This is a genomic window from Sulfitobacter sp. HNIBRBA3233 (genome assembly GCF_040149665.1).
Taxonomy (GTDB): domain Bacteria; phylum Pseudomonadota; class Alphaproteobacteria; order Rhodobacterales; family Rhodobacteraceae; genus Sulfitobacter; species Sulfitobacter marinivivus.
This window is the reverse complement of record NZ_JBEFLP010000006.1, coordinates 14,494-29,860: the sequence shown is the minus strand read 5'-3', so window position 1 is coordinate 29,860 and position 15,367 is coordinate 14,494. Positions and strand designations below refer to the sequence as shown.

14 protein-coding genes are annotated in these 15,367 nt (G+C 64.5%); 13 read left to right on the top strand and 1 reads right to left on the bottom strand.

Annotated elements, in window-relative coordinates:
• The first annotated feature begins 49 nt into the window (after positions 1 to 49).
• The 13 genes from bchB to ABMC89_RS17790 all read left to right on the top strand — a co-directional run bounded on the left by bchB (position 50) and on the right by ABMC89_RS17790 (position 14,357).
• Complete coding sequence (gene bchB, locus ABMC89_RS17850; protein ID WP_349570385.1) at positions 50 to 1,618, top strand: ferredoxin:protochlorophyllide reductase (ATP-dependent) subunit B; 1,569 nt, start codon at positions 50 to 52, stop codon at positions 1,616 to 1,618.
• The gene (locus tag ABMC89_RS17845; protein ID WP_349570383.1) at positions 1,608 to 5,147 is read left to right on the top strand and encodes a cobaltochelatase subunit CobN; all 3,540 of its coding nucleotides are present in this window, start codon (positions 1,608 to 1,610) and stop codon (positions 5,145 to 5,147) included. Before bchB ends, ABMC89_RS17845 begins: the two co-directional genes overlap by 11 nt.
• Positions 5,148 to 5,166: 19 nt before the next feature.
• Entirely contained in the window at positions 5,167 to 6,066 is a 900-nt protein-coding gene (gene bchL, locus ABMC89_RS17840) for a ferredoxin:protochlorophyllide reductase (ATP-dependent) iron-sulfur ATP-binding protein (RefSeq protein ID WP_349570381.1), read from the top strand.
• Complete coding sequence (bchM, locus tag ABMC89_RS17835) at positions 6,066 to 6,800, top strand: magnesium protoporphyrin IX methyltransferase (RefSeq protein WP_349570379.1); 735 nt, start codon at positions 6,066 to 6,068, stop codon at positions 6,798 to 6,800. Before bchL ends, bchM begins: the two co-directional genes overlap by 1 nt.
• Entirely contained in the window at positions 6,797 to 8,224 is a 1,428-nt protein-coding gene (locus ABMC89_RS17830; protein WP_349570377.1) for a PucC family protein, read from the top strand. Before bchM ends, ABMC89_RS17830 begins: the two co-directional genes overlap by 4 nt.
• A gap of 25 nt (positions 8,225 to 8,249) precedes the next feature.
• A complete protein-coding gene (gene puhA, locus ABMC89_RS17825) occupies positions 8,250 to 9,023 on the top strand; it encodes a photosynthetic reaction center subunit H (protein ID WP_349570375.1) in 774 nt (257 codons plus the stop codon).
• Positions 9,024 to 9,079: 56 nt separating this feature from the next.
• Positions 9,080 to 9,724, top strand: a complete 645-nt coding sequence (gene puhB / locus ABMC89_RS17820; RefSeq protein ID WP_349570373.1) for a photosynthetic complex putative assembly protein PuhB — start codon at positions 9,080 to 9,082, stop codon at positions 9,722 to 9,724.
• A 20-nt stretch (positions 9,725 to 9,744) separates the two neighbouring features.
• Positions 9,745 to 10,212, top strand: a complete 468-nt coding sequence (gene puhC, locus ABMC89_RS17815) for a photosynthetic complex assembly protein PuhC (RefSeq protein WP_349570371.1) — start codon at positions 9,745 to 9,747, stop codon at positions 10,210 to 10,212.
• Between the two features lie 50 nt (positions 10,213 to 10,262).
• Positions 10,263 to 10,559, top strand: coding sequence for an O2-dependent cyclase accessory protein (locus ABMC89_RS17810; RefSeq protein WP_349570369.1), 297 nt, complete (start codon positions 10,263 to 10,265; stop codon positions 10,557 to 10,559).
• Complete coding sequence (acsF, locus tag ABMC89_RS17805; RefSeq protein WP_349570367.1) at positions 10,556 to 11,695, top strand: magnesium-protoporphyrin IX monomethyl ester (oxidative) cyclase; 1,140 nt, start codon at positions 10,556 to 10,558, stop codon at positions 11,693 to 11,695. The genes ABMC89_RS17810 and acsF overlap by 4 nt, the downstream gene beginning before the upstream one ends.
• On the top strand, positions 11,695 to 12,492 hold the full coding sequence (puhE, locus tag ABMC89_RS17800) for a putative photosynthetic complex assembly protein PuhE (protein WP_349570365.1): 798 nt from the start codon (positions 11,695 to 11,697) through the stop codon (positions 12,490 to 12,492). The genes acsF and puhE overlap by 1 nt, the downstream gene beginning before the upstream one ends.
• Complete coding sequence (gene hemA / locus ABMC89_RS17795; protein WP_349570363.1) at positions 12,482 to 13,696, top strand: 5-aminolevulinate synthase; 1,215 nt, start codon at positions 12,482 to 12,484, stop codon at positions 13,694 to 13,696. Before puhE ends, hemA begins: the two co-directional genes overlap by 11 nt.
• A gap of 133 nt (positions 13,697 to 13,829) precedes the next feature.
• A complete protein-coding gene (locus ABMC89_RS17790) occupies positions 13,830 to 14,357 on the top strand; it encodes a GNAT family N-acetyltransferase (RefSeq protein WP_349570361.1) in 528 nt (175 codons plus the stop codon).
• Here ABMC89_RS17790 and hemC read toward each other — a convergent pair.
• Positions 14,354 to 15,298 (bottom strand): hydroxymethylbilane synthase, encoded by a 945-nt coding sequence (gene hemC / locus ABMC89_RS17785; RefSeq protein ID WP_349570359.1) that lies wholly within the window; start codon positions 15,296 to 15,298, stop codon positions 14,354 to 14,356. The genes ABMC89_RS17790 and hemC overlap by 4 nt on opposite strands.
• Positions 15,299 to 15,367 lie beyond the last annotated feature (69 nt).

Here is a 15,367-nt window from a genome sequence, read left to right as displayed (position 1 = left end):
CCACAGGCGAACACTGCCTCACACTGTCGCGTTGCCGGGGGCAACACGCGTGAAGCTGACCGTCTGGACATACGAGGGCCCTCCCCACGTCGGCGCGATGCGCGTGGCGACCGGGATGAAGGGCCTGCACTACGTTCTGCACGCCCCGCAGGGCGATACCTACGCCGATCTTCTGTTCACGATGATCGAACGGCGCGACCACCGTCCGCCCGTGACCTATACCACCTTTCAGGCCCGTGACCTTGGCAGCGACACGGCGGGGCTGTTCAAGCGGGCCTGCCAGGACGCCTATGACCGGTTCAAGCCCGAGGCGATCATCGTCGGCGCGTCCTGCACCGCCGAACTGATCCAGGACGATCCCGGCGGTCTGGCCGAAACCATGGGGCTGCCCATTCCCGTGATCCCGCTGGAGCTGCCCAGCTACCAGCGCAAGGAAAATTTCGGCGCGGACGAGACCTTCCTCCAGATCGTGCGCCATCTGGCGAAGCCGATGGAAAAGACCGCCCGCGTGTCGTGCAACATCCTCGGCCCCACCGCATTGGGGTTCCGCCACCGCGACGATGTGCAGGAAATCACCAATCTGCTCTACGAGATGGGGATCGAGGTCAATGTGACGGGCCCCATGGGCAGCACGCCTTCGGACATCGCGAAGATGGGTCAGGCGCATTTCAACGTCCTGCTCTATCCCGAGACGGGCGAGCAGGCGGCGCGCTACTGTGAAAAGAAATTCGGCCAGCCCTATACAAGGGTCATTCCCATCGGCGTCGGCGCCACCCGCGATTTCATCGCCGAAGTGCGCGCGCTGTCGGGATCATGGACCGAAATCGCCGAGGACCGCAACCGCCAGACATGGTGGAGCCGTTCTGTCGACAGCACCTATTTGACCGGCAAGCGTGTCTTCCTCTTCGGCGACGGCACCCATGTGGCCGCCGCCGCCCGCTTCGCGCGCGACGAGATGGGCTTCGAAGTGGCCGGCATGGGCTGTTACAACCGCGAATTCGCCCGCCCGATCCGTGCGCTGGCCAAGGAATACGGGCTCGAGGCGCTGATCACCGACGATTATCTGGAGGTGGAGCGCACCATCGAAGAGCTGCAGCCCGAGATGATTCTCGGCACGCAGATGGAGCGCCATATCGGCAAGCGTCTGGGCATCCCCTGCGCCGTGATCTCCGCGCCCGTCCACGTACAGGATTTTCCCGCGCGCTATTCGCCGCAGATGGGGTTCGAGGGCGCGAATGTGCTGTTCGATACATGGGTGCATCCGCTGGTCATGGGGCTGGAGGAGCATCTGCTGCACATGTTCCGCGAGGATTTCGAGTTCAACGACGCGGCGGGTCCGTCGCACCACGGCGGCCACGCGCCTGCCGCATCCGGTGCAGGGGCGCAAGCGCCCATGAGTTTAGATGGCAAAATGGAGACAGATGGCGCGCCCGCCCCGGCCCTACCCACGGGCGGCGAGGTGGTCTGGCTGGAAACCGCCGAACGCGAGTTGAAGAAAATACCGTTTTTCGTGCGCGGCAAGGCGCGGCGCAACACCGAAAGCTTCGCCTCCGAGCGGGGGCTGGCGGAAATCTCGGTCGATACACTCTACGAGGCGAAGGCACATTTTGCGCGATGACGTAATCCATAAGCCCTACACCATCGTTCTGGTGACGCTCGACCGCCACGCGGCCGGACCCGCCGCACGCGTGGCGCCACGGCTTGCGCAGGATTTTCCGGGCCTGCAGCTGAAGATCCACGCTGCCGCCGAATGGGGCAAGGATGATGCGGCACTTGCCGCGGCCAAGGAAGATGTGGCGGCTGCTGATATCGTGGTGTCGTCGGTCCTGTTTCTCGAGGACCATCTGAAGGCCATCGTTCCGGCGCTGGAAGCGCGGCGTGATCAGTGCGATGCGATGGTCGGCATCATCGCAGACCAGTCCATCGTGCAGCTGACGCGGATGGGCGATCTGGACATGTCGCGCCCCGCAAGCGGTGCGATGGCGCTTCTGAAAAAGCTCAAGCCCGCCAAGAAAGAGGGCAATTCGGGCGCGGGCCAGATGAAGATGCTGCGCCGCCTGCCGAAGATCCTGCGGCTGGTGCCCGGCAAGGCGCAGGACCTGCGCGCGTGGTTCCTGTGCATGCAGTACTGGCTGGGCGGGTCTGACGACAATATCGAGGCGCTGGTCCGTTTCCTGATCTCGCGCTACGCCCGCGTGCCCGGCTGGCGCGGCATCACGGCGCCGCTGCCCGTGGAATATCCCGAATGCGGGCTTTACCACCCCGATCTGCCCGGACACCACATCACCGAGGATCCCGCCGACCTGCCCGGTCGCGGCACCGGCCCGACGATCGGTCTGCTGATGCTGCGCAGCTATATCCTCGCCTCCGACACGGCCCATTACGACCATGTGATCCGCCGCTTCGAGGCGCAGGGATGCAGGGTGATCGCCGGTTTCGCCGGTGGCCTCGACGGGCGTCCGGCGATGGATGCCTATATGGGCGATATCGATGCGCTGGTGTCGCTGACCGGCTTCAGCCTCGTTGGCGGCCCTGCCTATAACGACAGCGACGCCGCCGTCGCCGCGCTGCAGAAGCTCGATGTACCCTACCTCAGCGCGCAGCCGCTGGAATTCCAGACGCTGGAGCAATGGTCGACCGGTGGCCAGGGGCTGAGCCCGGTTGAAACCACGATGCTGATCGCCCTGCCGGAGATCGACGGCGCGACAAACCCCACCGTCTTTGCGGGCCGGCACGCTGTCGAAGGCTGCACCGGCTGCGACCGCCGGTGCGGCGCCCAAGGTGCGGTCAAGGCGATGGCCCCCTGCCCCGAACGGATCGACGCGCTGGTCGAAAAGGCGATGCGGCTGGCAAGCCTGCGCCGCAAGCGCAATGCCGAGAAGACAGCCGCGATCGTGCTGTTCGGGTTTCCGCCGAATGCGGGGGCGGTTGGGACCGCCGCCTATCTGTCAGTGTTCGAGAGTCTTCACAACACGCTCCACCGGATGCGCGCCGAAGGTTACGACGTGACACCGCCCGCCACGGTCGAAGACCTGCGCGACGCGGTGCTGAAGGGCAACGCGCAGCTGTATGGCCAGGAGGCCAATGTGGCCGCCACCGTCAGCGCGGACCGGATCGTGGAACGCACACCCTGGCTCGACGAGATCGAGCAGGTCTGGGGCCCCGCCCCCGGCAAGATCCAGTCGAACGGCCGCGAGGTTTTCGTGCTGGGCGCGCAGTTTGGCCGTGTCTTTGTCGGCGTGCAGCCGACCTTCGGCTACGAGGGCGATCCGATGCGGCTGCTTTTCGAGCGCGGCTTTGCCCCCACCCATGCGTTCAGCGCCTTCTACCAGTATATCAAACACGACCTCGCCGCCGATGTGGTCCTGCATTTCGGCATGCACGGCGCGCTGGAGTTCATGCCCGGCAAGCAGAACGGGCTGGGTGGCAATTGCTGGCCCGAGCGGATGATGGGCAACCTGCCCAACGTCTATCTCTATGCGGCGAACAATCCGTCGGAGGCGACGCTGGCGAAACGCCGCAGCGCCGCCGTGACTGTCACCCATCTGACCCCGCCCTTGCAGAACGCAGGCCTCTACAAGGGCCTTGCGGCGCTGAAGGAAAGCCTGTCTTCGTGGCGCGCGGCACCTCCCGGCAGCGATCTGTCGGACCTGCAAACGCTGATCGCGGCGCAGGCCGAAGCGGTCGATCTGGACGCCGCGGACCCCGATGGGCTGTGGCTGCAATTGCTGGAAACCGAAGGCAGCCTGATCCCCGATGGCCTGCACGTCGTCGGGCGACTGCCCAGCCCCGAGAGTGTCGAGAACACGCTGTCGCTGATGTATTTCGACACCCCCGAGGAGCGCAGAGCCGCGCAGCGGCATCTGAGCGAGGAGGCCGAGCTGCCCGCGCTGATGCGCGCCATGAACGCGCAGTTCATCGCTCCTGTCCCCGGTGGCGATGTGATCCGCACGCCCGAAATCCTGCCCACGGGCCGCAACATCCACGCCTTCGATCCCTTCCGCATGCCCACCAGCGAAGCGATGGTTGCGGGCAAGCGTCAGGCCGACGAGCTGTTGCGCACCCATCCTTGCATGCCGCGGTCCGTGGCTCTGGTGCTCTGGGGCAGCGACAATATCAAATCGAACGGCGGTCCGATCGCGCAGGCGCTGGCGCTGATGGGCTGCACCCCGCGCTTTGACGCGCACGGGCGTCTGTGCGGGGCCGACCTGATGCCGCTGGCCAGCCTTGGCCGCGCGCGGGTCGACGTGGTGATGACCCTCTCGGGCATCTTCCGCGACCTGCTGCCGCTGCAAACCAAACTTCTGGCCGACGCGGCGCTGAAATGCGCCGAAGCGGACGAACCTCTTGAGATGAACCCGATCCGCGCCCACGCGCTGGCCTTCATGGCGGCGCAGGGATGCGACATGGCCACCGCCGCGCTGCGCGTCTTCTCGAACGCCGAAGGGGCCTATGGCTCGAACGTCAACCAGCTGGTCGACAGTTCCGCCTTCGGCGACGGGGACGATCTGGCAGACGCCTACCAGTCGCGCAAAAGCTTTGCCTACGGTGCGGACGGCGAGGCAAGCCAGCAATCCGCGCTGTTGCAGGATACGCTCAAACACGTCGATCTGGCCTACCAGAACCTCGAATCCGTCGAACTGGGCGTCACATCGGTTGACCACTATTTCGACACGCTGGGCGGCATCGCATCCGCCGTCAAACGCGCCAAGGGCGGTACCGAAACGCCCGTCTACATCGGCGACCAGACCATGGGCGGCACCAAGGTCCGCACCCTGCGCGATCAGGTAGCGCTCGAAACACGCGCGCGCAGCCTGAACCCTAAATTCTACGAGCCGCTTCTCAAGCACGGCCACGAAGGCGTCCGCATGATCGAGGCGCATATCACCAACACCGTCGGCTGGTCCGCGACCACCGGCACGGTCGAGCCCTGGGTCTACCAGCGCCTCAGCGAGACCTTCGTGCTGGATGACGCGATGCGCAAGCGGCTTTCCGACCTCAACCCGCAGGCATCGATGCGCATGGCGAACCGCCTGCTCGAAGCCTCCGACCGCCAGTACTGGCAACCCGACGACGCGACACTGGCCGCCCTGCAGGATGCAGCGGATGCCATCGAGGATCAGCTGGAAGGTATTCCAGCCGAATGAAACACGTGAAGGAAACAACATGAGCCCACTCGACAAAGGGATCCCTTCTCTCAGGGGACAGGACGGCGAAGGATCCGTTCAGGTGCATCAGGACGAAGATGCGAAAATCGAAGGCGCAAAGGTGTTTTCCGTCTATGGCAAGGGCGGGATTGGCAAATCGACCACATCGTCGAACCTGTCGGCGGCGTTCTCCATGCTGGGCAAGCGGGTCTTGCAGATCGGCTGCGACCCCAAGCATGACAGCACCTTCACCCTGACCGGCACCTTGGTGCCCACGGTCATCGACATCCTCAAGGAAGTCGATTTCCACCCCGAGGAATTGCGCGCCGAAGACTTCGTTTTCGAAGGGTTCAACGGCGTGAAATGCGTCGAGGCCGGCGGCCCCCCTGCGGGGACAGGCTGTGGCGGATACGTGGTCGGGCAGACCGTGAAACTGCTCAAACAGCACCACCTGCTGGAGGACACCGACGTGGTGATCTTCGACGTGCTGGGCGATGTGGTCTGCGGTGGCTTCGCCGCGCCCCTGCAGCACGCGGACCGCGCGCTGATCGTGACCGCCAACGATTTCGACAGCATCTATGCCATGAACCGCATCATCGCGGCGGTGCAGGCGAAATCGGCAAACTACAAGGTGCGGCTGGCGGGCTGTGTGGCCAACCGGTCCAAGGACACCGACGAGGTCGACCGCTATTGCAAGACCGTCGGCTTCAACCGCATCGCACATATGCCTGATCTGGACGCCATCCGCCGGTCGCGCCTTAAGAAGAAGACGCTGTTCGAGATGGATCTCGATGACGAGATCGCCGCCGTCCAGAAGGAATACATCCGTCTCGCCGAAACGCTGTGGAACGGGACCGAACCGCTGGCCCCCGCGCCGCTGCCCGATCGCGAGATCTTTGAACTGTTGGGATTCGACTGATGGCCGATGGTGGCACCCTGCATGACGTAGGACAGACCGCGCCCGCCGGCGCGGCGCAGGCAACCGATGCCTATACCTCGACCCGCAACCGGGTCGAGACCTATTTCGACAGCACCGCCACCAGAACTTGGGAGCGTCTGACCTCGGACGCGCCCGTGTCCGGCATTCGCGCCACCGTGCGCGCGGGCCGCGACGAAATGCGCAGCCTGATCTCGAACAGCCTGCCGCAGGATCTGCGCGGCGCGCGGATCCTCGACGCGGGCTGCGGCACAGGGGCGCTGGCCTTCGATCTGGCCGGGCGCGGCGCACAGGTTACCGGGGTCGATATCTCTCCGCAGTTGATCGACATCGCCAAGTTGCGCACCCCCGATGCGGTGGCCGACAAGGTCAGCTTCGCCGCCGGCGACATGCTGGATCCGGCGCTGGGGCGCTTTGACTACATCGTCGCGATGGACAGCATGATCTACTACAGCGCCCGCGACATCGCGGCGATGCTGGACCGGCTTGCCCCCCGGCTCGACCACAAGATGATCTTTACCGTGGCGCCGCGCACCCCGCTGCTGATGGCGATGTGGCGCGTGGGCAAACTGTTCCCGCGGTCGGACCGGTCGCCCACGATGATCCCCCACACGCCCGCAGCCCTTGCCGCCGCGCTGACGCGCGGGAAACTGCGCGATCTCAACCGCGTCACATCGGGCTTCTACATCAGCCACGCGATGGAGTTTCTTCCATGAGCCTGCACTCGGCCATCAAGAACATGACCCTGCGCACCCTGCCCTTTGCGGATGCGATCAGCGAAGAGCTGCCACTCGGCCAGCTTTTGCGCCTGTCGCTGTTTCAGGTGTCGGTCGGGATGGCCTCTGTCATGTTGCTGGGAACACTCAACCGCGTGATGATCGTGGAGCTTGGCGTGGCCGCCACCATCGTCGCGGTGATGATCGCGATCCCGGTGCTCGTTGCGCCCTTCCGCGCGCTGTTGGGCTTCCGGTCCGACACCTACCGCTCGGCCATCGGCTGGAAGCGTATCCCCTACCTCTGGTTCGGATCGCTCTGGCAGTTCGGCGGACTGGCGATCATGCCGATGGGGCTTCTGGTTCTGTCGGGCGATCAGGTCGCCGGGCCGGGCTGGGCGGGCGAAGTGGGCGCGGGTCTTGCGTTCCTTCTGACCGGCCTCGGCATGCACATGACGCAGACGGCGGGCCTTGCGCTGGCCGCTGACCGGGCCAGCGACGAGACGCGCCCGCAGGTGGTTGCCCTTCTTTATGTGATGTTCCTGATCGGGATGGGAGTCTCGGCGGTGATCATCGGCACATTGCTGCGTGATTTCAGCGCCTTGCGGCTGGTTCAGGTCGTGCAGGGCGCGGCGGTGGTTACCCTTGTGCTGAACGTCATCGCCCTGTGGAAACAAGAGCGCGTCAACCCGATGACAAAGCAAGAGCGCGAGGCCCCGCGCCCCGCCTTTGCCGACGCATGGCGCGACCTGACGTCGGGCAACGATGCGGCGCGGCTGCTGGTGGTGGTGTTCCTCGGGACGCTGGCCTTCAACATGCAGGACGTGCTGCTGGAACCCTACGGCGGCGAGGTGCTGGGCCTGTCGGTATCGGCCACCACCTTGCTGACGGCGATGTGGGCGGGCGGCGCGCTTCTGGGTTTTGGCTGTGCGGCGCGCTGGCTCAGAACCGGGCTGTTGCCGATGCGCATGGCCGCGCGCGGTATCCTTGTCGGGCTGGCCGCCTTCTGCGCCGTGATTTTCGCAGCGCCCATGGGCAGCGGCACGCTGTTTTTCGCGGGCGCCTTCGGCATCGGTCTGGGCGGGGGGCTGTTTTCGGTCGCGACGCTGACGGCGGCGATGACGCTGGACACCTCCGGCACCGCGGGACGCGGGCTTGCGCTTGGCGCATGGGGGGCCGCACAGGCCACCGCGGCCGGTGTATCCATCTTCGCGGGCGGCGCGCTGCGCGACATCATCAACCACGCCGCAACCTCGGGCCAGCTGGGTCCGGCGCTGCAATCGAACGCGACCGGCTATTCGGTCGTCTACCACATCGAGATCGGCCTTCTTTTCATCACGCTTATCGCACTCGGTCCGTTGGTCCGGACCCGTGCGATGGCAGAACCGTCGACACGGCCCATCGGCCTTGCCGATTTCCCTACCTGACCACCCTTTCACGGAGGATCCCCCAATGGTTGGCACTGAATTCTTTGGAAACTTCGATCTGGCGAGCGCCGCGATATGGCTCTTCTGGATCTTCTTTGCGGGTCTGGTTTACTACCTGCAAACCGAAAACATGCGCGAAGGCTATCCGCTCGTCACCGACGACGGGAAGGAATCGCCGAACCAGGGGCCGTTTCCGGTGCCCAAGGACAAGACGTTCCACCTGCGCGACGGGCGCGGCGATCTTGTGGTGCCCTCCGGCCAGCGCGGCGACCGCGCCGATCTGGCACTGGCGCAGACCTCCACCGCGGCGGGCAGCCCCTATGTGCCCACCGGTGATCCGATGCTCGACGGTGTGGGCCCCGGATCCTGGGCACCGCGCAACGACCACCCCGAGCTCGATGCCCACGGCCACGCGAAAATCAAACCGCTGAGCATGCTGGACGATTTCGCCGTCTCGTCGGGGACCGACCCGCGCGGCAAGGCCGTTGTCGCCGCCGATGGTGAAGTGGTTGGCCGCGTCACCGACATGTGGGTCGACGTGCCGGAACAATACGTCCGTTATCTCACGGTTGATCTGAATCCCGAAGGCACGGGCAAGACCTGCCTGATCCCCGCGAACTTCGCCCGGATCAAATCCGACCGGGTGTCGGTCAAATCGCTTTACGGGGCGAATTTCGCGAATGTGCCGGGCACCAAATCCGACAGCGAGATCACGCTTCTCGAAGAGGAAAAGATCATGGCCTACTACGGGGGCGGCACCCTTTATGCCGACCCCAAGCGCGCAGAGCCACAGATCTGACGTAACACTCCGGGCCCGCCAGCCAACGGGCCCGGCAACCATCAGGGGACAAGACAATGCATCACGACGATTTCAAATTCGAACCGGTTCGCGGACTGCCCGAAGCACTGCCGAAGGATGAACATATCCTCTGGCAGGGGGCGCCCTCGGCCCTGCGTCTGGCCAAAGACGCATGGAAGATGAACTGGATCATGGGGTACTTCGTGGTGCTCGCACTCTGGCGGGTCGCCGTTTCGGCGGCGACCGTGCCACTTTCAACGGCGATGGGCCACGGTATTCCGCTGCTTCTGGCGGGTCTCGTGGCCTGCGCCATCGTCTACACGATCGCCACCGTTCAGGCGCGATCCACCGTCTATACGCTGACCAACAAGCGTGTCGCGATGCGCATAGGTGCTGCGCTGACCATGACGCTGAACCTGCCCTATGTCTGCATCGGCAACGCGAATGCCGCCGTGCGCCGCGACGGCCATGGCACCATCGCCTTCGAATTGATCGGCGACACACGGTTTTCACACATCATGACATGGCCGCATGTCCGGCCGTGGTATGTCTCCAAGACGCAACCGGCCTTCCGGTCGATCCCCGATGCCGCCCGCGTGGCGCAGATTTTCGCGGATGCCGCCGAAACACGGGTAAACCAGCCGAAAATCGAACGGCTTGATCCAGCGCAAGGTGCCCCCGGCGCCGTCGCGGCAGAGTGAGGGGAACAAGGACCATGAGCATGAACCAGACCTCCTCCCTCGCCAACCAGATGAAGGCACGCGACCGCGATATGGTCCCGCGCGGTCTGGTGATCGCGATGTTCTCGCTGATGCTGGCCTCGCTGGCGCTGGTCGCCTACGCGCGGCTGACCGACATGCCCCTCACAGGTGTCACCGCAGAGCGGCCCATCGTGGCCGAGCGGCTGATCACCTTTGGCGGGGACCGCACCACGGGCATCCAGATCTTCGACGAAAGCGGCGCGGAAATCGCCGCCTCTACCCGCGACAAGGCCGGTTTCATCGACGTGGTCTGGGTCGCGGTCATGCGTGAACGCAAGGTGCAGGGCGTCGACGCCGCTGCCCCCCTGCGCATCGTCCGCCGTGACGGCGGGCGCACCGATATTATCGACGATACCACCAATTGGTCGCTGCCCCTGATCGGGTACGGCCAGGACAACGTCGCAGCCTTCGCCAGGCTGATCGACTGATGCGTGTCCAGCCAGACATGCGCCACCTGTAAACGATAGGGACTGAAATTATGGGACTGATAACCAGAACAAAGGAAACCGCGCCCTGCGAGGTCACGATCTCGCACCGCTTCGAGGAGCTGTCGGCGCATGTGAAATTCCTCAACGGGGCGGTCGTGAACCCCGGCGACAGCGTGCTTGTCCACGGGGCCGAGATCATGGCCCCCTACGGCGAAGTCGTCCGCGAGGAACGCACGGCCACCATCACGCGGGCGTCCAAGCTCGAACAGCTCTGGACCCGCGCCACCGGTGATTTCGAATTCATGGAGCTGTGCGAATTCAGCTTCTCCGAGGAGGTGCTGTCATGAACGCACACACCAAGACCCCGTCCCATTCCGCCTATGCCAACACCGCCGAAGAGGCGATTGCCGCGCAGGACGCGCTCGACAATGGCGCCATGACCTCGGAGAAAGCGACCGAGGTGGCAATGCAGAACACCCTGCTGACGCCGCGCTTCTACACCACGGATTTCGCCGAGATGGACGCGATCGACGTCACCCCCGTGCGCGCCGATTGGGATCGCCTGATCGCACGGATGAAATCGGACCCCAACAAGGGCCATTTCAAGAAAACCGACGAATGGGACGCCAACTGGGACGGGATGGACCCCGCCCTGAAGGCCGAGTTCATCGACTTTCTGATCTCGTCGTGTACCGCCGAATTCTCGGGCTGCGTGCTGTACAAGGAAATGAAGCGGCGCGGGTCCAATTCGGACATCACCACGCTGTTCCAACTGATGGCGCGCGACGAAGCGCGGCACGCCGGTTTCATCAACGACGCCCTGCGCGAGGCAGGCATCCGCGTGAACCTCGGCTTTCTGACGCAGCAGAAGAAATACACCTATTTCCGGCCCAAGTTCATCTACTACGCCACCTACCTAAGCGAGAAGATCGGCTACGCCCGCTACATCACCATCTACCGGCACCTCGAAAAACACCCCGAGCACCAGTTCCACCCGATTTTTGGCTGGTTCCGCGAATGGTGCAACGACGAGTTCTCTCACGGCGAAGCCTTCGCCCTGTTGATGAAGACCGACCCGAAACTGACCGAAAGCTTCACCAACAAGCTGTGGATCAAGTTCTTCCTGACGGCGGTCTATTCGACCATGTGGGTGCGCGACCATCAGCGCCCGCTGTTTCACGAGGCGCTCGGCGTCGACACCACATGGTACGGGCAGGAAGTGTTCCGCAAGACATCGGAGATTTCCAAGCAGGTGTTCCCGATGACGCTGGACATCGACCACCCGCGCTGGCGCCGGAACCTCGACCGGATGGAAGCGGCCTCGCGCCAGATCGCGGCAGCGAAGAAGCGCGGCGGCATCGGCGGGACGCTGTCGCGGCTGGGCGGCATGGCCAAGGCGGCCGGCGCCTTCGTCTCGATCTACACGATCCCGGCGATCAAGCATGACGTGCCCGAAAGCCCCGTGATGGAGCCCGCGTACTGATGACAGCCTGGCTCGCCGCACTTTCAGCCCTGTTCGCCTGGTGGTTCTTCACCGGGGCGATCCTGCTGATCGTGCGGCGGGCCGACGCGGGCGATGCGGTGGCGCACGGGCGCAACGTGTTCCTGTCGGTGCCGCTGGCCGCACTGGGCGTGGCCGGTCTGGTCATCACCGCGCAGGAGCTGACGGCCACCAACGCCTATCTTGCTTTCCTGTCCGTGCTGCTGATCTGGGGCTGGATCGAACTGGCGTTTCTTGCCGGGATCATCACCGGCCCCGAACGCCGCCCCTGCCCGCCCGGTCTGGACGGCTATGCGCGGTTTTCGCGCGCGTGGGATACGATTTCGCACCACGAACTGCTGCTTGCGGCGACACTTCTGGGAGTCGTGGTGATCTGCGCGGGGGCGCAGAATACCGTCGGCCTGTGGACCTATGTGATCCTCTTCACCGCACGGATTTCGGCCAAGCTGAACCTGTTTTTCGGCGTGCCGCGGATCAATACAGAATTCGTGCCCACCCCTCTCGACCATATCAAAAGCTATTTCCGCCGCGGGCCGATCACCATGGCCTTTCCGATCGGCGTGACCTTCCTTTCGATCAGCGCGGCCTGTTTCGCAGAACGCCTGATCGCCGCAGAAACCGAAGCCTCCGTGACCGCCTTCGCTCTGCTCACTGCCTTGGCGGCGCTGGCCGCCATTGAACACTGGTTGATGGTGGTTCCGCTGCCCGACGCCAAGCTCTGGCGCTGGATGCTGCCAAATCCCACGACTTCAAGACAGGACAATCCCCATGAACTTTGACGCGCTTTTTGACGAACAGATCGACCAGCTGAAGGCGGACGGCAACTATCGCTATTTCGCCGAGCTTGAGCGCAAATGCGGCAAGTTCCCCCGCGCCGCCAACCACGTCCAGGGCGAAAAGCGCGAGGTCACGGTCTGGTGCTCGAACGACTATCTGGGCATGGGACAGAACCCGCTGACCATCGCCGCCATGTGCGAAGCGGTCCAGCGCACCGGCACCGGCGCGGGCGGGACACGCAACATTTCGGGCACCAACCACGACCACCTGCTGCTGGAACGCGAACTGGCCGACCTCCACGGCAAGGAGGCGGCGCTGCTGTTCACCTCGGGCTATGTGTCGAACTGGGCGGCGCTGTCGTGCCTTGGCAGCCGGTTGGAAAACTGCGTCATCCTGTCGGATGCGGGCAACCACGCCTCGATGATCGAAGGGATCCGCCATTCGAAGGCGAAAAAGGTGATCTGGAAGCACAACGATGTGGCGGATCTGGAAGCCAAGCTTCAGGCGCTGCCGCTGAACGTGCCCAAGATCGTCGCCTTCGAGAGTGTCTATTCCATGGACGGCGACATTTGCCCGATGCGCGAGATCGTCGAAGTGGCGGAAAAATACGGCGCGATGACCTACCTCGACGAAGTGCACGCGGTGGGCCTTTACGGGCCGCGCGGGGGCGGCGTCAGCGAACGCGAGGGGCTGGCCGACCGGATCACCCTGATCGAGGGCACGCTCGGCAAGGCCTACGGCGTTGTCGGCGGCTATATCACCGGGTCGGCGTCGCTGTGCGACTTCATCCGCAGCTTCGCCTCGGGATTTATCTTTACCACCGCCCTGCCCCCTGCAGTGGCGGCAGCGGCGCGCGCGTCGATCATGCACCTCAAGACATCGAGCGACGAACGCCTCCGGCAGCGCGCACAGGTGGCCAAGCTGCGCGCCGGGCTCGACCGCGCGGGCATTCCCCACATGATGAACGAAAGCCACATCGTGCCGGTGATGATCAAGGATCCGGTCAAGACACGGATGCTGGCCGATTACCTGATGGAAGAATGGGGCATCTACGTGCAGCCGATCAACTATCCCACCGTTCCCAAGGGCACCGAGCGGCTTCGCTTTACCCCGTCGCCGCTGCACACGGACGAGGATATTGCCCATCTGATCAACGCGTTGAGCCATCTGTGGCGGCAATGCGCGATCAGCCACGCGGTGGCCTGACCACGGCCCGTGCGGCACTTGCGGGCGACGGGGCGCACGGGCGCCCCGTTTGTCATTGCACGAGGCCCGCGGGTTCAAAAAGACGTGACGTCCTTTCGCGGAACAACCCGCCCCGCCGCGGTGTTCCCTCCACATGACAAGACCGGTTTTCTTCACCACCACCCTGCGCGACGGCGCCGAGGTCACGATCCGCGAGATCGGCCCGCAAGACCGTTGCCTGATGCAGGACGGCTTTACCCAGCTGTCCCCGGATTCGCGCGTGATGCGGTTTCTGGCATCCCATCCGGTGCTGAGTGAAGACGAGCTTGATACCTTCACCGCAACGAATGACGACAACCACTTCGCCATCGGTGCTTTGTCCGGCGGCACCCCGCTGGCCACCGCGCGCTACGTGCGTATCGGCGACAGCGACACGGCCGAGATCGCCCTGACCGTGATCGACGACTGGCAGGGGCGCGGGTTGGGCACCGTTCTGATCGATGCGCTGATCGAAGCCGGCAAAGCCGCCGGGATCACCCAATTCGTGGCGCTGTTGCAGGGCAGCAATCAGGGGATGCGCAAGCTTCTGGTCCGGCGCGGCGCGCACCGTGTGTCCTCGACCGGACCCGAAGCGGAATACGAGCTGAACCTTTACGCCGACGAGCTTCCGCGCAGCGCCTAGCGCCAGTCGAAAAATCCGTCACCGGCCTGCGCGAGCAGTTTTTCCGCCATGACGCGCCCCGCTTCCGGCCCGTCCTCTATCGGGCAAGACACCGCGTCATCCAGCGCCTCGGACCCGTCGGGGCGCAGCACTTCGCCGCGTAGATGCAATGTGCCGCCTTCAAGCTCGGCCAGCCCCGCGATGGGTGTCTCGCAAGAGCCGTCGAGCGTCAGCAGGAATGACCGTTCCGCCGCCAGCCGCTGGCCGGTGGGCGTGTCGTGAATCGCGGACAGCATCTCGGCCATGCGGGTGTCGTCGGCGCGGCGCTCGATGCCGATGGCGCCCTGTGCGACGGCGGGCAGCATCACATCCGTCTCGATCGCGGTCTTCGGCACATCGTCCATCCCCAGCCGGTTCAATCCCGCCATGGCCAGAAACGTCGCTGCCGCCACGCCCTGGTCCAGCTTCATCAGCCGGGTCTGCAAATTGCCGCGAAACTCCACGACCTCCAGATCGGGGCGCTTTACCATCAGCTGCGCGCGGCGGCGCAAACTCGATGTGCCGATCTTGGTGCCTTCCGCCAGATCGTCGAGCCCCGTCGCCGTGGGCGAGATGAACGCATCGCGCACGTCCTCGCGCGGCAGGTAGGTGTCCAGCAACAGCCCCTCGGGCTGGAGCGTCGGCATGTCCTTCATCGAATGCACCGCGATGTCGATCTGGCCGGACAGCAGGTCCGCTTCGATCTCGCGGGTGAACAGACCCTTGCCGCCGATCTCTTTCAGCGGGCGGTCGATGATCTTGTCACCGGTGGTCTTGATGACGACGATCGAGAACGCCTCGAACGGGAGATCGAACGCTTTCGCCAGCCGCTCCCGCGTCTCATGCGCCTGCGCCAGCGCAAGCGGGGATCCACGGGTGCCGATCTTCAGCGGTTGGGCGGGGGTTGGCAAATTCAATGTCATTCTGCATCTCTAGCCGTGTAAACCAAACCTGACAACTCTTGTGTCTCCCCTGCCCTTCGGCGCATGATG